Genomic DNA, 22,589 nt, shown 5'->3' with positions numbered 1-22,589 from the left:
ATCCTCCTTTTCCATTAAGTTTGTCAATCAATCCGGATACGTGGGTCAACAATACTCATGATGATATCGGATAGTAGACTTCCTAGTAATGTTAAGAATCCGAAAAGCATTACCAATGCGTTAATTACGCTGTAATCACGACCGTTAATTGCTTGAACAAACAATTGGCCCATACCTTGATAACCGAAAATCGTTTCAATGAAAATCGATCCTCCTAAAAGGTTTGTGATGGTGAAACCTAAGAACGCTGCAATTGGTAATAATGAGTTACGGAAAATATGTTTAGAATACACTTTGTTGTTTGGAATTCCCTTTGCACGAGCTGTACGAACATAATCCATAGTTTTAGAATCAATGATTTCCGTACGTAGGTATTGAATAACTCCAGTAGTACCCAGAACAGCAAATACTAAAGCAGGTAATAACAAGTGATGCACGCGACTCAAGAAATAACCAAACGTCCCAGCCTCTGCATTGATATCAACAGTTCCACTAGTTGGGAACCAGCCTAATTCAAATCCAAAGAAGAATAGTGAGATTAAACCAAGTACAAATGTTGGAATCGCATATACGATAAAGCTGTAGAATACAATTGATTTATCAAGAAAACTATCTTGGTAACGACCTGCTAATACTCCTAAAGGAATAGCTATCAAATAGAGTAAAGCTACACTTAGCAAAGATAACCAAAACGTGTTCAATGCACGTTCACCAATTAAATTGGAAACTGGTTGGTTAAATGTGTAGGAACGTCCAAAGTCACCTTGGAAAGCATTCCCAATCCAGTTGATGTATTGAATATACCATGGATCATAGAATCCAGCTTTTTGACGAAGCTCTTCTACTCGAGCTGGATCAGTATCTGGTGTAATCAACCCTGTAAAAGGATCTCCTGGCATAAACTTTGCCATGATAAAGATAAGAAGACTAAGAACAAACAACTGTGGAATCATAACAAGGAATCGACGTACAATGGTTTTCCACATAATTAATTGCCCCCCTGTTCTGAAGCTGTCATAGCTACTTGATGTGTGTCAGAGATTGGGCGTAAATCAAATACTCGACCGTTTTCATCAAAGTATTTTTTGTTTTCTGTTTGATAGTTTGCTTCTACGCGTTGACGCTCGATTTTACGCTCGTCACGAGTAGCAGGCTCAATATTAGGAATTGCAGATAACAATCGTTTTGTGTAGATGTGTTCTGGATTGCTGTAAATATCCTGCTTCGTCCCTGTTTCAACAAAACGACCTTTATACATAATATTGATTTCGTCACACATGTGTTTTACAACTCCAAGATCGTGAGAAATGAATAAGTATGTAAGACCTAATTCTTTTTGGATGTCCTTCATGAAGTTCAAAACTTGAGCTTGTACAGATAAGTCAAGTGCTGACACTGGCTCATCGGCGATGATCAGTTTCGGGTTTGTAGCAATCGCACGGGCGATACCGATACGCTGCTTTTGTCCACCTGAGAATTCATGTGGGTATTTTAGTTTCACATCTTCTGGCATCCCAACAATAGCTAGAAGTTCATTGATGCGACGACGTTCTTCATCTGGTGTTAGCTTCATAAAGTTACGTAATGGCTCAGCTAAAATCTCTGAAACTCGCTTACGTGGGTTTAAACTAGAGTGAGCATCTTGGAAAATCATTTGAATGTCACGGTTGTATGCTGAGTTACGCTGTCTGCGTGCATTCGTTACGTCTTTTCCTTCGTAGATGATTTTTCCTGAAGTGATTTTCTCTAGACCGATAATTGATTTACCAGTTGTTGATTTCCCACATCCAGACTCTCCTACTAAACCGTAAGTCTTTCCTTCTTCAAATTCCATTGAAATCCCGTCAACTGCTAAGACGTGATCTTGAATTGTATTAAAGAATCCTCCGCGAATCGGGTAGTGTACGCGTAGATCTTGGATCTGCATGAAACTCATTCGACAATACCTCCCATTTCATCTTCACTTTGGAAGTAAAAATGTTTCCAGCAGGTACATCGCACTAAATGACCTGGCGCTACTTCATGAAGTGTTGGTTGCGCTTCATGTGCTTCTGCAGGAATCCACGGAATACGTGGTGCAAAGCGGCAGCCTTCACGTGGAAGGTTGATTAGCGATGGCACTAGGCCTTGAATTACTTGTAGACGTTCTGAATTACTATTCGCTTGTGGAATCGAATTTAATAATGAACGCGTATATGGGTGCTTCGGATTATTAAATAGTTCATTTACTGGTGCTTCTTCGATTACTTGACCTGCATACATAACTGCAACACGGTGCGCTACTTCAGCTACTACGCCTAAGTCATGGGTAATCAAGATAATCCCTGCACCTGTTTCTTTTTGCAACTCAATCAACAAATCTAAGATCTGAGCTTGAATTGTTACATCTAGTGCTGTAGTCGGCTCATCTGCAATAATGATTGCTGGCTTACATGCAATCGCGATAGCGATAATAACACGTTGGCGCATACCACCTGAAAGCTGGTGTGGGAACTGACGAGCTGTACGAGTAGGGTTTGGAATTCCTACTTGAGCTAATAATTCAAGAACACGCGCTTTACGTTGTTCTTGGTTTAAATCCGTATGATAGACCAACGACTCTTCGATTTGATCCCCAATTCGCATTAATGGGTTTAACGCTGAAAGTGGATCTTGGAAGATCATGCCGATATCATTACCTCGGACTTTGTTCATCTTATCTTCTGATAAGTTTGCAAGATTTAAATCTTTAAATTTAATTTCACCGATCACACGGGTTTTATTTGAGTTGTGTAGGCCAATGATAGAAGTAGCAAGTGTACTTTTCCCACATCCTGACTCTCCTACGATTGCAAGGATTTCATTCTTACGAAGAGTAAGAGAAACTCCATCCACTGCGTTGTAGTATGTATCCTTGATACTGAAGCCCGTATGTAAATCTGAGATGGTTAATAATTCTGATGCGTTATTCAACCTACTGCTCCTCTCAAGTTTCACTAAGATGTTGTAACTAAGATGATGTTTCAAAGTTTCTATTTTTCAGTTAATTGTTCACCTAGATGTAAATTCTATTACAGAATTATTACAGTTACAATAAGTTTTTTGGCTCATTTCATAATTTTAACCATTCTCTGAATTCCGAAAACTTCGTAAACCTTAGAGTCTCTAAGGTTTGAATAAAAAACAATATTGGGAAAATTTTTTTAAGAAATGAAGAAGGATTCAGTCAGTATGTGTCAATAGACTCACAATAGCGATTTAGCGCTACAACGCACTAAAGTGTTAAATAAGAAAAAAACTGCCGATATATATATCAGCAGTTTTTATTATTTCGCAATATGATTAATATTTTTTCAATACAAGACTTGCATTATGACCACCGAAACCAAGAGAGTTTGAAATAGCTGCTTTAAGTTCTTTTTGTCTAGCTTGATTTGGAACATAATCAAGATCGCATTGTGGATCTGGTGTCTCATAATTAATAGTAGGAGGTAAAACCGATTCTTTAAGCGCTAACGCCGTGAAAATTGCTTCCACTCCTCCTGCCGCTCCTAATAAGTGACCCGTCATCGATTTCGTTGAGCTAATCGCTAGCTTAGTCGCATGGTCACCAAATACTGTCTTGATTGCCTGTGTCTCAAACAAATCGTTATATGGTGTACTTGTTCCGTGAGCGTTGATATAGCCTACGTCTTCTGTAGCAATTCCTGCATCCTCAATGGCTTGTTGCATGGCTCTTGCTGCACCCTCACCTTCTGGAGCTGGAGCCGTAATGTGGTGAGCATCTCCTGTTGATCCATATCCCGCCACTTCTGCATAAATTTTTGCACCACGAGCTAAAGCATGCTCTAGCTCTTCTAGAATGACGATACCTGCTCCTTCTCCAATAACGAAGCCGTCTCTGTTTGAATCGAATGGACGTGAAGCTGTTGCTGGATCCGGGTTCGTCGTAAGTGCCGTATTCGCACAGAAACCTGCCACTGCCATGTTCGTGATAGGCGCTTCTGCTCCACCTGTAATCATGATATCGGCATCTCCACGTTGGATGACTTTAAATGCATCTCCGATTGAGTTGGTTCCAGAGGCACATGCTGTAACCGAACACGAGTTAATTCCTTTTGCTCCGAAATAGATTGAAACTTGACCAGATGCCATGTCCGGAATCATCATTGGGACGAAGAATGGACTTACTCGGCGCACTCCTTTGTCTAAGAAGGTCCGGAATTGAGTTTCATACGTTTCCATTCCACCAATTCCTGAACCAATCCAGACACCCGTGCGTGGTCCTGTCTTGTCGTCAAGCTCAAGACCTGCATCTTTCATTGCTTCAATAGATGCCGCAAGTGCGTAATGAGTGAAGCGATCCATTTTTCGAGCTTCTTTTTTCTCAATAAAAGTTTCGATAGAAAAATCTTTTACTTCTGCCGCAACTTTTGCAGGAAAATGATTAGCATCTAAACGTGTAAGAGGACCTACTCCCGATTTTCCTTCTTTAATGGCCTGCCATGTTTCTGTAGCTGTATTTCCTAGTGGTGTTACTGCACCAATTCCTGTAATAACGACTCTTCTTGTCACGAGTTCTCCCTCATTTCTATTATATTCCCCAGCGTAACGCAATGGCGCCCCATGTAAGTCCGCCACCAAACCCTACAAGTACGATCACATCTCCATCTTTAATTTTTCCTTGTTTCAGTTCATAGTCAAGGGATAGTGGAATAGAGGCCGCAGACGTATTTCCATAGAGATGAATCGTCTTAGACATCTTCTCTTCCGGTAGTTGCAAACGCTCGCGCGCCGCTTCCATAATCCGAATATTGGCTTGGTGTGGAATTAAGAAGTCTACATCTTCTTTAGTTAGTCCAGCTTGTTCTAATACGTTGACTGCTGACTCACCCATTTGTCTCACTGCAAACTTAAATACTTCTCTTCCGTTCATTTGAATGTAGGGACCTTGTTGAGACAAATGCTTTCCACCGCTACCGTCTGAACCAAGTTCAAATGACAAGATGCCTTTGCCTTCAGATACAGGCCCGAGCACAACAGCTCCAGCACCATCGCCAAATAATACGGCTGTGGAGCGTTCTTCCCAGTCAATAATTTTCGATAATTTTTCTACTCCTACTATCAACACATGCTTATAGGCGTTTGTTTGAATAAACTGCGATCCTGTAATCATTGCGTACATAAAACCCGAACATGCAGCTGCAACGTCCATAGAAGCTGCTTTAGTAGCACCTAAACGATATTGGAGTGCATTTGAAACGGTTGGGAAGGGTTGATCTGGAGTGACAGTTGCCACTAAGATCAAATCGATGTCTTCCGCATTTATATTTGCTGCCTTCAGTGCTCGTTTTGCTGCTTCATAAGCCAAGTCTGATGTATTTTGTGTGTCTTCAGCCAGATGACGTGCTTCAATTCCTGTGCGTGATTTAATCCATTCATCTGAAGTGTCCATGCGTTCAGCCAGATCATCATTGGTTACACGATTTTCTGGAACATATGAGCCTAAGCCCCAAATCCCTACTCCCATAGTTCATCCTCATTTCTTTATAGCTATTATTAGCACCTGGTCATAATGATAGCGAAATCGTGAACATTTATCAACACTCTTCCATTTTGAAAGCGATTTTTTTCGTTTCCGGTACCTTATATAAACTTTATATGATATGATGCAGAGAGAATATTGACTGAGGTGACGATCATGCGTTATGTAATGACTCTTATTTGGTCACTAGTATTAGTGACAATGTTAAATTATGTAGTAAGTGCTGTAATCAATGTAGAATTCGTTCTAATGAACGGAATCATCATGGCTGTTGTTATGGCTGTTGCGATCGTAGTAATCGACGCACTTTTACCAAAAATGCCAAAAAACGCGCATCACTAAGAAAAAACCGGTTTCTCCTTCGAGAAACCGGCTTTTTTTATTCAACTACTACTTTTCCATTCTCTATTGTTAGATGCAATGTCTGCCCCGGTAAGATATCTCCTTTGATCAACTGTTTAGCAACCTGGGTCTCAATATGACGCTGGATATAACGTTTCAGCGGACGTGCACCAAAAGCGGCATCTACACCTTTTTCTACAATCCATGAATACACCTCATCCTCAACTTCAAGAGAGATTTCTTGTGCAGTTAACTTTTGCTGAAGTTCCTTCATGTATTTCTTTGCAATTTGAACGAAGTGTTCCTCACCGAGTGCATGGAACATGACGATGTCATCCATCCGGTTTAATAGCTCCGGTTTAAAGTGTGCACGCAGAGCCTTCAACACCAAGTCTTCCGTCGATTCAGAAATACCTCCATGGTTTTCAAGTAAATAAGAAGAACCGATATTAGAAGTTAAGATGACGATTGTGTTTGCAAAGTTCACAACCCGTCCTTGACTATCTGTGATGCGCCCGTCGTCTAAAATCTGCAATAAGATATTGGCCACATCTGGGTGTGCTTTTTCAATTTCATCTAATAACACTACCGAGTAGGGGTTACGTCTCACTGCTTCTGTTAGCTGGCCACCTTCTTCATATCCGATATACCCTGGAGGCGCTCCAACAAGTCGCGATACGCTATGCTTTTCCATGTACTCGGACATATCAATTCGAATAAAGTGCTGCTCGGAGTCAAACAGTTGTGCTGCAAGCGTCTTAGCAAGCTCTGTTTTCCCGACTCCAGTGGGTCCTAAAAATAAGAAAGAACCTATTGGTTTGTGGGCATCTTTAATTCCTGCTCGCGCACGAATCACAGCTTCTGAGACTAACTGAATGGCTTGATCTTGCCCTACCACTCGCTCGGACAGAATGGATTCCAAGTTAAGTAGCTTTTCTCGTTCTCCTTCGACTAACTTAGTGACAGGTATTCCCGTCCAGCGAGCTACAATAGAAGCAATTTCTTCTTCAGTGACTTCCTCTCGTAAGATGCGATCTTCTGACTGTTCCACTAGTTCTATAGAAGCAAGTTCTTTTTCCGCTTGTGGGATTTTGCCGTGACGCAGCTCTGCAGCTTTCGTTAAATCGTAGTCTGCTTCTGCCTCTTCAAGTTCTCTGCGAAGTTTATCGAGTGTCTCACGCTTCCCTTGAACAGCTTGGAGAGCTTGTTTCTCTGACTCCCATTGTGTTCTCATGGCAGTTGAAGATGCCTTTAATGACTCGAGTTCTTCACGCAACTGCTCTAAGCGTTTCTTACTCGCTGCATCTTTTTCCTTCATTAGAGCTTGTTCTTCAATTTGAAGTTGCATGATTTTCCGAGTGACTTCATCTAATTCTTGTGGCATCGAATCGATTTCTGTGCGAATCATCGCACACGCCTCATCTACTAAATCGATTGCTTTATCAGGCATAAATCGGTCTGTAATGTAACGGTTTGACAATTCGGCAGCTGCTACAATCGCACGGTCATGAATTCGCACACCATGGTGAAGCTCAAAGCGTTCTTTTAGACCTCGCAAGATCGAGATAGCATCTTCAACAGAAGGCTCTTTTACTAGTACTTGCTGAAAGCGTCTTTCAAGAGCTGGATCTTTTTCGATATACATCCGGTATTCATCTAATGTTGTAGCCCCAATACAATGCAGCTCTCCTCGTGCAAGCATCGGCTTCAACATATTCCCCGCATCCATTGCACCATCTGTCTTCCCTGCTCCAACAATCGTGTGCAGTTCGTCAATAAACAAGATAATGGATCCTTCGCTATCCTTTACTTGTTTTAACACAGCCTTAAGTCTTTCTTCGAACTCCCCTCGATACTTGGCTCCGGCAATAAGTGCAGACATATCCAGTTCATAGATTTCTTTGTCTTTTAATCCTTCCGGAACATCTTTTTTTACGATACGCTGAGCAAGTCCTTCAACGATTGCCGTTTTACCTACCCCAGGTTCACCTATCAATACCGGATTGTTTTTTGTTTTTCTAGATAAAATGCGGATGACATTACGTATCTCTTGGTCTCGTCCGATTACGGGATCCATTTTCCCTTCTTTTGCATAGGTTACAAGGTTTCTTCCGAACTGTTCAAGAGGCGGTCGTGTATCTTCGTTTGGCATTTGGTTCATTTGCATTTGTGTTCCTCCTTACATAGTTTGACCTTCTTTGACTAATTTGATTATACGAAGACCTTGGACCTTCTGTAAAGTAAAGTGCATGAAAAAAACCCGACAAGTGTCGGGTTTTGAATTCGATTACCGAATGCCTAATGCAATTTTCGCGTAACGAGACATGTGATCGCGTGACCAAGGTGGATTGAAAGTAATATTGACTTCTGTCTCTTTCACTTCTGGCAACTGTCCAAGTGCAGTTTTGACTTGGTCAACAATCAGTGGCCCCATTGGGCATCCGATAGATGTCAATGTCATGGTGACTGTCGCTAATCCTTCGTCGCTTAGGTCTACATCGTACACAAGCCCAAGGTTGACAATATCAATACCAAGCTCCGGGTCAATGACCTCCTCTAACGCGCTCATCATGCTATCTTTCATATCTTGATCCATCGTGTTTCCCACCTTTCCGTTAGTTGTAGTGTACCAAATCATACACCCAATTGCCACTATCCCTTCCCTTTGACGCTATACTGCGATAGGAGTAAACTAGAGAGTAAGGGAGAGGTGAAAGAATGGAAAAACATTTAATCGTATTAGACCTGGATGGAACACTTTTAACGGATGAAAAAGTAATTTCCCCTCGCACAAAAGAGAATTTGCTTAAAGCAAAACAGGCGGGTCATGAAGTGATGATCGCTACAGGACGTCCTTACCGCGCAACGGGAATGTATTATAAAGAGCTCGGATTGACAACGCCGATTGTCAACTTTAACGGGGCCTTTGTTCACCATCCATTTTCAAAAAGCTGGACTACCATTCATGAGCCGATTCAACTTGGAGTTGTAAAAGAAGTCGTAGATGCAGTTGAAGAGTTTGAAATCAAGAATTTGCTAGCAGAAGTATTAGATGAAGTGTATCTCCATTACCATGACGAAAAAATCATGAACGCATTTGGTTTTGGTGACCCGAACTTTACAACTGGTGACTTGCGGAAATATTTAAAGCACGATCCAACGAGCATGTTAATCCATGCAGAAGAGCATCATGTAGAATCTATTCGCAAACACTTAGCTGCTGTTCATGCGGAAGTCATCGACCATCGCCGTTGGGGAGCACCGTGGCATGTCATTGAAATCGTCAAGAGTGGTTTGAACAAGGCTGTTGGTATTCAGCCTGTCGCGAAACATTTAAATATTCCACGTGAACGTATCATCGCTTTTGGTGACGAAGATAATGACTTAGAGATGATTGATTATGCTGGAACTGGCGTTGCTATGGGAAATGCCATTGCCCCACTCAAATCGATTGCAAATGAAGTTATTGGTACAAATAACGAAGATGGAATCGGCATCTATTTAGAAGAAAGATTGAATTTGAAATTACACGTATAGGAGGAACCCAATGAAGATTTACGCAGATAGTGCTACAGATTTACCCCTGTCGTTCTTCGCGCAAGCGGATGTGGAGCTTTTTCCACTCCGTGTACATATTGAAGAGCATGATTACGAGGACATGCTAGGCATCAACGCCAAAGAAGTTTACGATAAAATTCGTGAAGGCCATCAACCAAAGACTTCTCAAGTCTCTCCAGAAACGTTTTTAAATGAGTTTGAGAAGCTTGCCAAAAATGGCGAGAAAGGTGTATATGTCGCATTCTCTTCCGAGCTTTCTGGCACCTATAATACGGCCGTCATGATGCGTGATCAAGTGCTAGAAACCTATCCGGATTTTGAATTTGCTGTTGTAGATTCAAAAGCAGCTTCTCTAGGATATGGCATGTTAGTGAAAAAAGCTGTAGAGCTTCGAAGTAACGGGTTATCGGTTGCAGAGGTAGCTGAAGGAGTTCAAGTAGCCATTGCTCAAGTAGAACACTTCTTTACAGTTGAGGACTTAGATTATATGGCCCGTGGTGGACGTGTGTCGAAAACAAGTGCATTTGTTGGGGGACTATTGAACATCAAACCTGTGCTGCATGTAGAGCACGGGAAGTTAATACCTATTGAAAAAGTACGTAGTCGTAAAAAAGTAATTAAGCGCCTTGTGGAACTAGTCGGTGAACACGGTGTCAACTTGGATAAACAGACGGTCCACATTTCGCATGGCGATGATGAACAAGCCGCTGAAGAACTTAAAGCGCTTCTTACAGAAGCATATGGTGTGCAGCAATTTGAGATTCAAATGATTGGATCTGCTATTGGTGCCCACGTGGGACCTGGCGCTCTTTCAGTTTTCTTCTATAATACAGCGCAATAATCAAAAGGGAGTTTCTCAATGACGAGAAACTCCCTTTTCTGATTTTATAAACCTTTATTTTTGTTCTTGCAGCCTCTTTTGTTTCCCTTTTCTCCACGCCAAGTAGATAAACCCTAAAAACAATATATAAGCTACAACCATTGCAGCTATATAGGCTACATTTAAGCCTTGATCTTCTTTCACGTGATACAGCTCCACAAGCTCGCGGTCTACAGTCAGTTTATACTCTCCATTATCGTCTTCACGCACAACATCCCTGCCGAAAAGTCCTCGAAGTTCTTTCCCTTCTCCTACAACCTCTTCTTTAACGTTGAACACTTTTGTTTCGCTCGAGTTGTTGATTACAACAATAAATGTCTCGTCTTCTGAAGAACGCTTGAATACCATATAGCCATCTTCACTTGTTAAGAGTTCGAAATCTCCTAGTTGGAGAGCAGAAGATTGGTTACGAATCGTTTGCAAATCTTCTGCAAACACCATAATATCTTCATCTACTCGGAAGTTCATGATTTGGTGGCTCGTCTCTTTCGTTGTACCGTTCATAGCAATCTCTGTGCCATAAGTTACTACGGGAACGCCTGGCAGTGTCAGAAGGGCCCCTAAAGCGACTTTAACACGTGTTGGAGGAAACATGTTTTCTTCCGTGCTAAAATACGTGAATCGTTCCGTCAGTAGCGTATCCAGTGCGAGAATATCTTCATTTGAAAAATCTTCAAGAGCGTCCATAGGTTGGTCTACCGTTTTAAAAGTAGTTTGAAATGCTTCTACTGTCTCTTGTGAAAAGGAAGCATCTAACTGTAAATTGGTCTCTTCTAAAGTAATGACGTCCATTTCAGCTGTATTGATTTCTTCTATAAAAGGCTGAATCAATGCTTCATCCGATTCAGCTAGTCCTGTCAACTTCACACCATCTACCTTGTAGGTGTCTAAAAAAGATTTCATTTCATCTAACTCTGCTTGCCCTACACCAGCTAGTGGAAGATCAATCATGAGTTTCATGTCCCGGCTATGTAAAGCTTCCAGAAGTTGCTTAAACTCTTCTTCTGATCCGAAGCGCGATTCAATCACTCCATAATTTTTGATGTCACTTCCATCATAACGATTCGTCTCAAAAATTGGCCCTGTAGATACATAAGTAAAGCCCATTTTTTGTATATGATCTAGTCGGTCAACAATTCCTAAAAAATCGCCACCAGCGAAGGCTGTTGGGTCTTGTGTATTAACATCTTGGTCATTTTGAGATGTTTGATTAAAATAGCGGTCTACTAATAAGTCGTATACAGATTCACCTTGCATGGAAGCAAGCGCAGGTGCTGGAATACTCCACAGCAACGTAAGCAGGAGTAAAAGGCCCATAGATTTTCTCAATTCAATTCCTCCTTATCTCATTTATTGTACCAAAGAAGCAACGCTATGCCTCACTTACAATCTGAAGATTATGTGACTAAAAAAACTGCCTGACCGCAGTCAGACAGCTTGGTGTTTATGCTAAGAAATTAATCCCCATTGGTAATTTGAATCCTAAGAATAGAGCTACAAACAAGAATACGAGCATTAATACTACAAACAATGTAGATGGCTTGCCCTTGCTCTTTTTCACAAGAGCCATTTCCATCATACCGATTACAAGAATACCTGCTAAGAATTTAAACCCGTATAGCATTCCTTGCCCAAAGTCCATGCCTTTAATAAATAAAGCGACTCCCGTCAAAATGATCAGTAAGTAATCTACTCGTAAAATCATGTGCACAATCTTTGTATTCTTTGCAGCTGCTGGCATCAAGTATGCAATAAAGAAAAGTGCAATTCCTAATACCCAAGTTGTGATGTGTAAGTGTGTTGATGCTAAAAAGTCCATGACGTGCCTCCTAAGTTAGTCAATATGTGTTACTAGAGTACCAATGCCCTCTATTGAAACTTTTACTGTATCCCCAGAAGCTAAAAACTTTGGCGGAGTAAAGCCTTTCCCTACGCCTGCTGGAGTTCCCGTCAAGATGACATCTCCAGGTTCTAACTCAACGACTGCGCTGAGTTTAGAGATGATTTGTTCAATAGAATAAACCATATCCGATGTCTTGCCGTTTTGACGGATCTCATCATTCACTTTTGTGACCACAGTCAGTTCATGTGGGTTAGCTAATTCATCTTTAGTAACCACATAAGGTCCAAGTGGGCAAGAACCTTCTAAGCTCTTTCCTAAGAAATACTGCTGATGGTTTTTTTGAAGATCTCGAGCTGTGATATCATTTCCAATCGTATAGCCAAAGACAGCGTCAAATGCCATTCGTTCTGGAATGTTTTTCCCGCCTTTACCGATAACAACCGCCAGTTCCCCTTCATAATCCAGTTGCTCTGTTGTCTGGCTATGAGCAGAAACAGTTGCCTCGTCACCCACAATTGCTGTTGGAGATTTAGTGAAGACTACAAAATCAATAGCTTCTCCGCCCATTTCTTTTGCGTGATCTGCATAGTTCTTACCAATAGCAAAGACGTTTTTAGGTGTGCGTGGAATAGGGGATAGCCATTCAATATCCGAAAAAGCATATTTGAATGTGTCAGCTTCCGGATGTCCTTCAGCTTGTTTCACTAGTTTTCGAAGCTGCTCCACAAAATCCATTCCTTTAGCAGCGCCTTGCGCTAGTGATGTTGGAAAATCTGAAACTACTTGGAACGTATCATTAATTTTTTGAACATCCCAAACAGCCTCTTCCTTCTTCACTTTTGGGCCAAACTTTTCTTGCTGCTGATAGCGATACGACAATAGTTTCATATGACAGCTCCTTTTCCCTTTACTAACAGTCTAATATATTCAGTCGACAATTTCATCTATTTGTTGGTCGGATACGTCAGCTTTCTCCAAAGCCACTCTGCAGGACCTTGTTTTGCCTTAGATAACCAGAGCTCCGCGAAGATAACGCAAATTGCATAAATACCTAAAGCAATCCAAAAGCTTGCTTGGATATCAACCTTGCCGTAAAAGCCAAAACCATAGTTATAAAAGAAGGTAGTCGCAATAAGAGACATTAACAAATAAATCGTCAACGACATCCGCCCTGCTTTTACAAATGGACGCCATCCAATAAAGCCAGTTGTTTTCGAAGCTAGGCTGAGCAGTAGTAAGCCGTACCCTATAGCTTGAACGGGTCCACCAAATGTATCTTGGATCATACCTGTTACTAAATCACCTTGTGTTAAATACGGAATCCACTTCACTGCTGTTCCTAGGGCTATAAAAATCAGTCCAACAGCTAAAAATTGCATAGGGCTCATTCGAATCTTAGAAATGAGATGCCCCTTAGCTGCAGCTGCTCCGAACATTAGAAGTGGCACTATCGTAAAGAGCATCCAAATCAAAAATAAGCCACCTTGATTCATAAAATTCCAATCTGCCAATCGCTGCACAAAGATATCTGAAAAGCCGCCTTGCCCATATGCTGCAATCGATTGTTCAATCCCTTGAACATCTGTATACACTGCAGTACTCTCAGGATCTAGACGTTGTACGACTAATAGAAGAAGCGTAATAGCACCGTTTGGAATCATATAAAAGAGGATTCCAAGGGCGAGTAACCACTTGGTAGAAAGTCGCAACAAAAACAATAACACAAAGCCTGCAGCTGCATAAGTTATTAAAATATCGCCTGCCCATAATAACAATACATGTGCGATACCAAAAGCGAACAAAACAGCCATCCGCTTCATTCCAAACTTTAAAAATGCGCCTTCAAAGCGTTGAAATTGAGTCGCTAAACCAAACCCAAACAGCATGGCAAACAACGGATAAAAGCTTGCTTGGACAAAAATGTCGATGAACTGGTATCCTGCTTTATCTGCAGGAGCTGTGTACCAATTGAATGGATCAAAATAAATATAAGGTGAGTGAAAGAACAACATATTTACGAGTAAAATTCCGAGTAGTGCAATTCCTCGTAAGCTGTCTACTTCAGAATACCGTTCCTTCATCCCCACGGGTTGCATCTGCATCCTGCTAATTCCTCCTATACTGTAACTATCCTCTCGTATGACACACTATAAATTCGTTTCGTCTTTAAAGATATACGAACGATTTCTTCAAGAGCTTGGCCGTACATGGTCATCTGCACGGAGTATCTATCCCGTAACTCTTGATCAGCACCCTCAGGATCGTCTCGGAATTCAAATAAGGCGTCTGTCTTAAAATCAATCAGATGCCAGTCCCCTTTTGCATCCTCGAAAAATAAATCGACAACCCCTTGGATGATTTGATGATCGCCTTCTTGATCCCGTTTTGCAAAGGTAAAAGGTTGTTCTCGGTAAACTTGTTTAGCTGCTTGCAGTTCCTCGAGTAGAGAACTTTGTAAGAAAGCTTTAATCGAAGGTACGCGCACTAATTTTTTTTCTGCTTCGGTCAGAACTTCTTTTGCTACAAGCTCATTCAAAAATGCGTCAATATCTAAATCTCTTGTAAAGGGAAGATGCTGAAATACAGTGTGGTAAACCGTTCCTCTTGTAGTAGCAGAAGGTTCTTCACTCTCTTCAATGAATCGTGGTGACTCCCATGTCTCCTCTACAGGCCCGATGGCCGGACTTGAGAAGAAATCATCTTCATGTTGACGGAACTGCTCGATTCGTTTCAATTCTGTCACTGTCTGCTTTGCAGTCTTCTTTGTTGTAGCTAGATAAGGGTACGTATAATCAAATAGCTCTTTCAAGTCACCAGACGATTCAGGAGGTGTTGAACCAACTGCTAGTATGACGTTATCTTGCTGGTCTGATTGGAGTCCCTTATCTAATGAGTGAAGTTCAAAAGTCCAGTTTCCAGGTAAGGGCTTCTGGACAGTAGACCGGACACCTGTCAGCTGTTGAAACTCTGGTAAGCGCATCCAAGCAGGACCTAACCAATCGAAATAACTCATGGCACCGCTGCGTAAGAAAGGTGGCACCGGCTGATCCGCTTCCACATAACCTACCGCTCCCCACTTCTGCACAGAAAGATCTAAAGATTTTGGCGTTAACGTCATATAGAGCTTTTCACGCGCTCGAGTCATCGCTACGTATAAAATACGCATCTCTTCCGCTTTTGCTTGAAGTTGTTTGCGTTCTTTCAGTGCGATGAACGGGAGCGACTGATAAGCAATTCGGAGATCCGGATCAATGGCTTTTACAGCAATACCGAATTGTTGATCAAATAGATAGTTCTCTTTAAAGTCCATCATATTGAAGCTTCTGGCCATTCCCGGTAAAAAAACAAATGGGAACTCTAATCCTTTTGATGCGTGTATGGTCATGATGCGGACTACATTTTCCCGGTCGCTGATTGCTTTCGCTTCACCTAAGTCATCTCCTCGACTCCGAATCCGTTCTATGAAGCGCAAGAAACGAAAGACGCCACGGAAAGATGATTTTTCAAACTGCTCTGCTTGTTCTAAAAACATGCGAAGGTTTGACTGCCTTTGTTGTCCTGCAGGCATTGAAGAAACTTGTTCAAGCAAATAGGTATCTTGATAAATCGACCAGATCAAGTCGGCAAGTGGACCCGTCTGCGCTTTTGCCTGCCACGATTTCAGTAAGACAAGGAAGTGTTGTAGTTTTTCTTTGGCCGACGCATTTAAAGTAGCTTGAGCGTGCGGGTTTTGAATCAGATCATAGAACGCAGATTTTGTATCAAACGCTCGAATTTTCGCAAGCTCTTCATCTGTCATACCAATCATTGGAGACCGCAAGATTGCAGCTAACGGAATGTCTTGATAGGGATTATCGATTATCTTCAATGTGTCCATCATCCATAACACTTCTAATGCATCATAGAATCCCGTCTTCGTTTCTACATATAAAGGTATCTTCCTTTTTTTGAAGACATCTATAAAATCAGGGGTCCACGTCATAGACCGCATCAGAATGACAACGTCGCGGTACTCAGCTGCTCGTGTCTGTTTTTTCCATGGATCGTAGACTTCGGCACCTGTACCGATCAGTTGCTCGATTTTACTTGCGGTCCATTCTGCTTCGGCCCTTGCTTTGGAAATTTCTTCCTCATCCTCGTGTTGTTTTTCGAGAATGTGCACTTCAATAGGAGAGGCTACTGCATTATAAGGAGCACCTTTTTTGAGGGAGGCGTCGTCATCATACGCAATTTCACCCACGTCTCTTCCCATGATCTGCTCAAATAAATAGTTGATTCCTTGAAGGACCTCTCCTCGGCTTCGGAAGTTGGCATTTAAGTCAATTGCTGTGCCAAGGGACGTTGCTTTGAAACGCTCGTATTTTCCGAGGAACAGCATCGGTTCGGCAAGACGAAAGCGGTAAATCGATTGTTTGACATCGCCAACCATGAACAAGTTCCCGTCTTCTTCTTCGCCGCTCTTTACAAGCTGGATGATGCTTTCTTGCAGCAAGTTGATGTCTTGATACTCATCTACTAATACCTCTTTAAATTTTCTCCGGTAGCTCAGCGCAATCTGTGACGGGCTTTCTCCATCAGATTCTACTAAAATGGAATGCGCTTTATGTTCCAAGTCAGAGAAATCAAGTAAGCTTCGTGCTGCTTTTTTCTCTTCGTAACGGTCTGAGAATGCATAGACACATTCCACTAACGTTTCCACGATCGGTTGCATCATTCGAATCTCTTCTAGTAGACGCTCCGGTCGACGAGTGAAATAGTCTTCTTTGATAGCGAGTAAATCTTGCTTATAGTGATTCCGGATTGTTTGTGCCTGTTCTTTCATTTCTTCATCATGGTCACCACGCACAGCTTTTGCTGTCGGCCATTTAAATTGACTAAAGAACTGATACAGCTCCTCCCAAGAGGAGTCATTTGCTTTTTCTTCCGCTACTTGGAGCAAAGCACTGTCCATAGAAGCTGTGTCAACAAGTGAGCCGAGGCCCTCTGCAGAAGACGCGAGTTGGAACATCAATTGATTTTGTGCACGAGCAGTCTGCACGCGGTACAAGATGGCTTGTTTAATTCCCTGTGTATAAGGCAACTCATCCACTGTGGTTCCCTCAGGCACTATGTAATGCTCTATGATTCCAGCAAGCCATTTCTGCGGATCAGGATGCACACGTGCATAGAGATACAACTGACGGATCAAATGTTCGAGTGCACTGTCTGAGCGGTCCGAAGAGAAGGAATCTGCCAGACGGTACATCCGCTCTTGATTCAGTTCATAGCCCTCTTCAATAATTTCTTCTAATGCATCTTCTTGTAGGAGTGCCGCTTCGTTTTCACCTGCTAAACGGAACCCGGGGTCGATATCAATCAAGTAACCGTATTGTCGAATCACTTGAAGACAGAAAGAGTGCAACGTAGAGATAGTTGCTTTATTCAATAAATGCATCTGTTCTCGAAGATGTTTAGAATCCGGATTTTCAAGCAGTGCTTTTTCGAGCGCTTCTGCAAGACGATGACGCATTTCAGCAGCCGCCGCATTAGTAAACGTTACGACGAGCAGCTCATCTACTTGTATGGGATTCTCCACAGCCGTAATTTTTTCAATTAGACGACGAATTAAAACAGCCGTTTTACCGGATCCCGCAGCTGCAGATACTAAGATATCCGAGCCATCTTCCCAAATCGCTTGCCACTGGGCATCAGTCCATGTTTCGTGATCAGGCTTAAGTGGAATCATGAAGGCTCCACCTCCTGTATAATTTTTTCTAATACCTCTGCTGGTTTTTCAGCTTTCAGTTTTCGCACAGGTTGTCGTGGATCTTGCGGATCAAACTGACAGATGCTGCGGTAACTGCAGTAATCACATGGCATTTTCTCACGATACCTATAAGGGAGAACACGCGTATCTCCAGCAAGCATACCGCCCCCAGCTTGACGATGACGCTTCCGTACAAAATCTCCTGTGCGTCTTAACTCTTCTGGAGCCAAGACTTTCGATGTGGCTCCAAATGAACCGTCTCGTTTAACGTGAACGGGTACAATATCCGAGTGACCCGAGAGTTCTTGATCCATTGCTTCTAAAACATCACGGTCTGTTGTGACAAGACCGTCCATCTTGAACGACTTCAGTTCCAACTCTTCAAACTTCTGCTGTGAGAGTTCTTCTGTAGTCTGATGGGTTGGTTCATGTAAATGGACATATAGCATCCCACCTGGCTCTGCCTCACCTTCAACCCAGTGATCTGCAAAATGTGTCGCTACATCTAGGTACGTCAAAAGCTGCAATGACAGGCCATGGTAGACTTCGTTTAAATCGAGTCCTTTTTTTGAAGACTTGTAATCGATGATACGCAAATAGTTGCGGTCTTCAATTTTTGCCGCGTCAATTCGGTCAATACGACCTCTCAGTTCCATCTTGCCACCTCGGTTAAGCGGAATGGTAAGAGGCGGTAATTGCTCACCAAGTCCGAAGCCTACTTCTATAGCAACGGGATGGAAAAGAGAGCGCCCTGCGTGTTGACGCAGTGCATTCATCGTCGACGCAACAATACGAGTCAATTTCTTTGAGATATATTGGTAGCGGCTCGTACTCATCAACAACTGATGGAAAAAGCGTGGCACAATATGATCAATTGCTCGGGCTGCAAGTTCATAAGATTGTTTGCGTGTCAAAGAAGCCCATTCGATCTGGTGTTCGGTCGTATAATCAGAAATCCATTTGAGTGCCGCATGGAACAAGTCACCCATTGCAGGAGCTTCTAGTTTATAGACATCTCTACCTTGGAGCTGCAGACCATAAGATGCAAACTGTTTGTAAGGACAGCTGTAGTAGGTCTCGACTCGCGAGATACTCCCTGAAATCACTGACGTATAGAGTTGTTCCGCGGTTTCTCTAGTGATCTTTTCGGTCCCCGGTTGTTTCTGCAGAGGACGTTCAATTCGCTCCAATACGAAATTCCAATAAAGGCTTGTTCGCAAGTAGACATCTACTTGACTCCAAAACGGCGATAGTGGCTGATTCAATTCCTGCTGCGCATATCTTTTGATGGCATAGCCAGATAAAGCGCTTCTTGGATGATTCACCAATCGAGGGGAATCACCTTCAAAGTCTGCCTGAGATACCTGCTGGAGCACTGGATTCGTAAAAAGTTGCTGCAGACGTTTCAAATAAGTTGATGGTAGTAGTGGTTTTCCTTCTAAACTTGCGAGCGAATAGCTAAATGACACTTGGTGACTGGCGGTTGTCAGCACTTTATAAAGCACGTAGTTCTCTTCGAGTAACCGTTCTCTCGTAGTTGGAGCTAACTCCATACCCGCTTCTTGAAGGAACTGTCTGTCTTCATCTGTAAGCAGCCCTTCGTGATCGATGCGCTTTGGATAGTTCCCATCGTTCACACCTAATACGAAAGCGGCTTTAATGCCAAGGTAACGAGCCGTATCTGCCTGGCCAATGACGACTTGATCAATAGCTGGTGGAATTTTAGAGAAACAGAGCTGATCCAGCCCTTCTTCTAAGATAGCCGCTACATCTTCTACGGAGAGTTCTTGGCCTCGAAACATTAGATCAAACTGCTCCAAAACGTGAATCCATTCTTTCCATACTTGGCGGTGTTCAACAGCTTCTTCAAGTAAAGACTCCAATTCTGCTTGCTGTTGCCAGACTGCCAATTTAGCGGGAACTGCTGCTCGGTCCATAAAGTCGATGAGTGCTTGTGCATAATCTCGAGCAGTTGACGCTTGTTCGAGTTGTTCTCGCCACGGATTCACTAGCGACAAAATCCAGTCCCTTGTCTCTTTTAACTCTCTTTCTCTAGCTAACTCCTGGTCTGTCTGAGGCATTTGTACTGTCTCCAGACCTCGTATTCGCTTCACACGCCAGTAACTATCAGTTGCCCAACGCTCTCCGCGAATGCCTCGCTCAAGAACAAAGTTCTCGAGGCGGTAAATCCGATTTCTCCATTCATGAGGCGAAGCGTCTAAAGGATATAGTAAGCCTGTCTTGACGAGTCGGAACATAGATTCGTAACCTAGATTACTACGATGTATGTCAAACAAAGCTTTTGTCACTTCTAGAAGAGGATGGTCGAGCATCGGTCTTTTTTCATTACTAAAGTAAGGAATCTCTTGCTGAGAAAAAGTAGTAGTCAACAGTTGCTCGTATGTCTCCGCATCTCTGTGAACCACAGCTATCTCTTGATACCGGTAGCCTTGTTGTATGAGGTGGCGAATCTGGCTAGCAACAAAGTTTACTTCCACTCGAGGATTCGTGGCTTCTATAAATTCAATACCGCTCTGATCCTCGGATTTTGAAGGTCGTAATTGATCAAAATAGTGCTCCGCATGACGAGCACCAGGAGATTGCAATCGCTTTTGATCAACTAAGTGTACGTCTGGTTCAACATCTACCTGGTGCTGCTCTGCTACTTCCACAAGTTGTTGACGCGTCTTTGCTGCACTATGAAACAGTGCCTGTGAGTCAAAGGCTTCTTGCGGACTGTCCATAGGAAGTGCAATGTGTACCCGTTTCGCATGACAAAGTAGCTGCTCTATGATGGCACGTTCAATCGGTGTAAAAGCAGTGAACGAGTCGATGTACACTTCACTTCTTGCAATCAATGAAGAATGAGGGATGGCATCGATCAACAACCGAAGATGTCCTTCTCCGTCTACATACTGCGTTCCCAAACGTTTCTCGAGTTCTATGGCAATCGTGTAAAGATCTTTCGTTTTTTGTTGCAGCGGCACGGGTGCATTTCGTTGTACCAAAGTCTCTAGACTTGCTTGAAACGATTCTGGAGTCACACTATAACGACTCATCTCTTTAAGAAGCGTCTCCATTTGATCGGTAAAACCCTTTTTAGTTGCCGCTCTGTGGAATAGAATGAATTCATCCTTTTGTTCTCGTAAAAGACTCCGAATCAACATTCGGTAGCCAATGCCATTCACTTCTTCTCTGGTAATACCACCAGCTTCTTGTAGCACGCGCCATGACAGACGCTTAAATGTGGTTACTTGAGCGCGAATTAATCCAGTCTGCCCTTTATGTCGTGAAAGATGCCACTCCGAAGTAAATGACATTTGATCGGGTACCAAATAAAATAACGGATCTCCTAAAGGCTCTGTAGCCGTTCTATCCGCAATCTCATTCATCATCGTGGTAGTCTTCCCTGTTCCCGTTCTTCCTGTTATAAAACGTAGGCTCATCTCAAGTCCCCCCATCAAAAAAACCTTTGTTTCTATTGTAACAAAGAAACAAAGGTTCTAATAATGAATCCATGATAAATGCGTGAATGGGAAGTAAATCAACTTGACTTCTCCAACGATTTCTTTAGAAGAAAACGTTCTCAACTCGCGACTGTCTAGGCTATGATTTCGATTGTCTCCCATTACAAAGTAAGCATCGTCTTCTAAAGTGATGGTCGTCTGCTGCGGATTCCACTCACTGTCTTGCAAATACTTTTCTTCCACTTTTTCACCGTTGCGGTACAACCCATCTTCTCGGAACTGAAGCGTATCCCCTGGAATTCCGATGACTCGTTTGACTATATCTTTTTCGTTGTCTCGTTCTACAATGACGACATCCCCTGCTTGGATAGGAGAAAGTAGACTCACTACAACTTGATCTTCTGAATGAAGGGTAGGTAGCATAGAATCTCCGTGAATATGATACGTAGTAAACAGTGTAGTTCGTATCAAGGCAATAAAAGCAATCCCAATGATAAGTGCGAGAAACCATTCTTTCACTTCACTTTTCCAGTTTTTCACGATTCGCCTCACTCACCCTCTGTCTTGCAATTTCTCGAAAATCAGCTTCTACTTTTTTATCTAACCGTTTCTCGAAATACTTCCCAATAACCCACAAGAGCGCGATGACTGCTGCTACTATAGCCGTACGTATAGGTTGAGAGATAAGTGCTCGTATGTCTGCTCCAATAAAACTAATTACAAAAATCATAATGAGTTTTCCAAGGATTAAAGCCGTCAAATATGTAGATTTTCGAATATTGGATAGACCTGCTACCACATTGACTATCGCAGAAGGAGTAAATGGAAAACAAAGCAGTAAAAATAATGGCCCAAAGCCATTTCTCTCTACCCAGTGAATGAGCCGAGAAATTCTTTGATGTTTGGTCAAAAAGTTAAGAATTCGTGCTCTCCCATACTTTCGTATAATCAAAAATACCAAATAGGAGCCTACTACCGAACCTGCCCACGATAAGACAAAGCCATATAAAAGTCCGTAAGCAGTCACGTTCGCTACAATAAAAACAACTAATGGTAAGAACGGTAAAAATGCTTCGAGCATAGGCAACAGAATACCAATTACTGGTCCTAATGTTTTATAGCTGTTCATGATCTCTTCGAGTGTTTCCATACTAAATAGATCTGTCATGGTCCGTGTCACCTTCTTTATTCTAGTATTGCCGATTGTGCCTATAACAAAACGTTGGTTT

Annotated in this window: 18 protein-coding genes; 3 read left to right on the top strand and 15 right to left on the bottom strand. The window is 42.4% G+C overall.

The features are described 5' to 3' along the window. Positions 1-23: 23 nt before the first annotated feature. The 5 genes from opp4B to CF394_RS01410 form a co-directional block, all read right to left on the bottom strand. Positions 24-986: an oligopeptide ABC transporter permease gene (gene opp4B / locus CF394_RS01430; protein ID WP_094941486.1), complete on the bottom strand. Its 963-nt coding sequence runs from the start codon at positions 984-986 to the stop codon at positions 24-26. Between the two features lie 2 nt (positions 987-988). Further along, positions 989-1,936, bottom strand: a complete 948-nt coding sequence (locus CF394_RS01425; RefSeq protein WP_094941485.1) for an ABC transporter ATP-binding protein — start codon at positions 1,934-1,936, stop codon at positions 989-991. Continuing rightward, positions 1,933-2,952 (bottom strand): ABC transporter ATP-binding protein, encoded by a 1,020-nt coding sequence (locus CF394_RS01420; protein ID WP_094941484.1) that lies wholly within the window; start codon positions 2,950-2,952, stop codon positions 1,933-1,935. Before CF394_RS01420 ends, CF394_RS01425 begins: the two co-directional genes overlap by 4 nt. Positions 2,953-3,321: 369 nt before the next feature. Beyond that, positions 3,322-4,554, bottom strand: a complete 1,233-nt coding sequence (gene fabF, locus CF394_RS01415; protein ID WP_207761666.1) for a beta-ketoacyl-ACP synthase II — start codon at positions 4,552-4,554, stop codon at positions 3,322-3,324. A 19-nt stretch (positions 4,555-4,573) separates the two neighbouring features. After that, entirely contained in the window at positions 4,574-5,509 is a 936-nt protein-coding gene (locus CF394_RS01410) for a beta-ketoacyl-ACP synthase III (protein ID WP_094941482.1), read from the bottom strand. A 171-nt stretch (positions 5,510-5,680) separates the two neighbouring features. On the opposite strand from CF394_RS01410, the gene CF394_RS01405 reads away from it, so the two are divergent. Next, positions 5,681-5,866, top strand: coding sequence for a DUF2929 family protein (locus CF394_RS01405; RefSeq protein WP_094941481.1), 186 nt, complete (start codon positions 5,681-5,683; stop codon positions 5,864-5,866). 37 nt (positions 5,867-5,903) lie between these two features. Here CF394_RS01405 and CF394_RS01400 read toward each other — a convergent pair whose 3' ends face one another. Together CF394_RS01400 and CF394_RS01395 are read right to left on the bottom strand one after the other, a co-directional pair. Further along, on the bottom strand, positions 5,904-8,027 hold the full coding sequence (locus CF394_RS01400; protein ID WP_094941810.1) for an ATP-dependent Clp protease ATP-binding subunit: 2,124 nt from the start codon (positions 8,025-8,027) through the stop codon (positions 5,904-5,906). A gap of 126 nt (positions 8,028-8,153) precedes the next feature. After that, the gene (locus tag CF394_RS01395) at positions 8,154-8,462 is read right to left on the bottom strand and encodes a metal-sulfur cluster assembly factor (protein WP_094941480.1); all 309 of its coding nucleotides are present in this window, start codon (positions 8,460-8,462) and stop codon (positions 8,154-8,156) included. A 122-nt stretch (positions 8,463-8,584) separates the two neighbouring features. On the opposite strand from CF394_RS01395, the gene CF394_RS01390 reads away from it, so the two are divergent. Both CF394_RS01390 and CF394_RS01385 read left to right on the top strand, forming a co-directional pair. Further along, entirely contained in the window at positions 8,585-9,403 is an 819-nt protein-coding gene (locus tag CF394_RS01390) for a Cof-type HAD-IIB family hydrolase (protein ID WP_094941479.1), read from the top strand. Between the two features lie 10 nt (positions 9,404-9,413). Further along, positions 9,414-10,265, top strand: a complete 852-nt coding sequence (locus CF394_RS01385; RefSeq protein ID WP_094941478.1) for a DegV family protein — start codon at positions 9,414-9,416, stop codon at positions 10,263-10,265. Between the two features lie 54 nt (positions 10,266-10,319). Here the strand turns inward: CF394_RS01385 and CF394_RS01380 are convergent, their stop codons facing one another. The 8 genes from CF394_RS01380 to CF394_RS01345 all read right to left on the bottom strand — a co-directional run bounded on the left by CF394_RS01380 (position 10,320) and on the right by CF394_RS01345 (position 22,528). Beyond that, positions 10,320-11,633 carry an alpha-amylase family glycosyl hydrolase gene (locus CF394_RS01380; protein ID WP_133079785.1) on the bottom strand — a complete coding sequence of 438 codons (1,314 nt, stop codon included), beginning with the start codon at positions 11,631-11,633 and terminating at the stop codon, positions 10,320-10,322. A gap of 115 nt (positions 11,634-11,748) precedes the next feature. Further along, complete coding sequence (locus CF394_RS01375; protein WP_094941476.1) at positions 11,749-12,123, bottom strand: YisL family protein; 375 nt, start codon at positions 12,121-12,123, stop codon at positions 11,749-11,751. A 15-nt stretch (positions 12,124-12,138) separates the two neighbouring features. Then, a complete protein-coding gene (locus CF394_RS01370; RefSeq protein WP_094941475.1) occupies positions 12,139-13,035 on the bottom strand; it encodes a fumarylacetoacetate hydrolase family protein in 897 nt (298 codons plus the stop codon). 56 nt (positions 13,036-13,091) lie between these two features. Continuing rightward, the gene (locus CF394_RS01365; RefSeq protein ID WP_094941474.1) at positions 13,092-14,249 is read right to left on the bottom strand and encodes a DUF418 domain-containing protein; all 1,158 of its coding nucleotides are present in this window, start codon (positions 14,247-14,249) and stop codon (positions 13,092-13,094) included. Between the two features lie 14 nt (positions 14,250-14,263). Further along, entirely contained in the window at positions 14,264-17,872 is a 3,609-nt protein-coding gene (addA, locus tag CF394_RS01360; protein WP_094941473.1) for a helicase-exonuclease AddAB subunit AddA, read from the bottom strand. Beyond that, a complete protein-coding gene (gene addB, locus CF394_RS01355; protein WP_165767423.1) occupies positions 17,869-21,339 on the bottom strand; it encodes a helicase-exonuclease AddAB subunit AddB in 3,471 nt (1,156 codons plus the stop codon). The genes addA and addB overlap by 4 nt, the downstream gene beginning before the upstream one ends. A 57-nt stretch (positions 21,340-21,396) precedes the next feature. Further along, a complete protein-coding gene (gene lepB / locus CF394_RS01350) occupies positions 21,397-21,900 on the bottom strand; it encodes a signal peptidase I (protein WP_165767422.1) in 504 nt (167 codons plus the stop codon). Then, on the bottom strand, positions 21,881-22,528 hold the full coding sequence (locus CF394_RS01345; RefSeq protein ID WP_243370605.1) for a TVP38/TMEM64 family protein: 648 nt from the start codon (positions 22,526-22,528) through the stop codon (positions 21,881-21,883). The genes lepB and CF394_RS01345 overlap by 20 nt, the downstream gene beginning before the upstream one ends. Positions 22,529-22,589: the final 61 nt, after the last annotated feature.

This window comes from Tetzosporium hominis, assembly GCF_002265435.1.
GTDB classification, from domain to species: Bacteria; Bacillota; Bacilli; order Bacillales_A; family Planococcaceae; genus Chryseomicrobium; species Chryseomicrobium hominis.
This window is presented reverse-complemented; position numbering and strand designations above follow the sequence as displayed.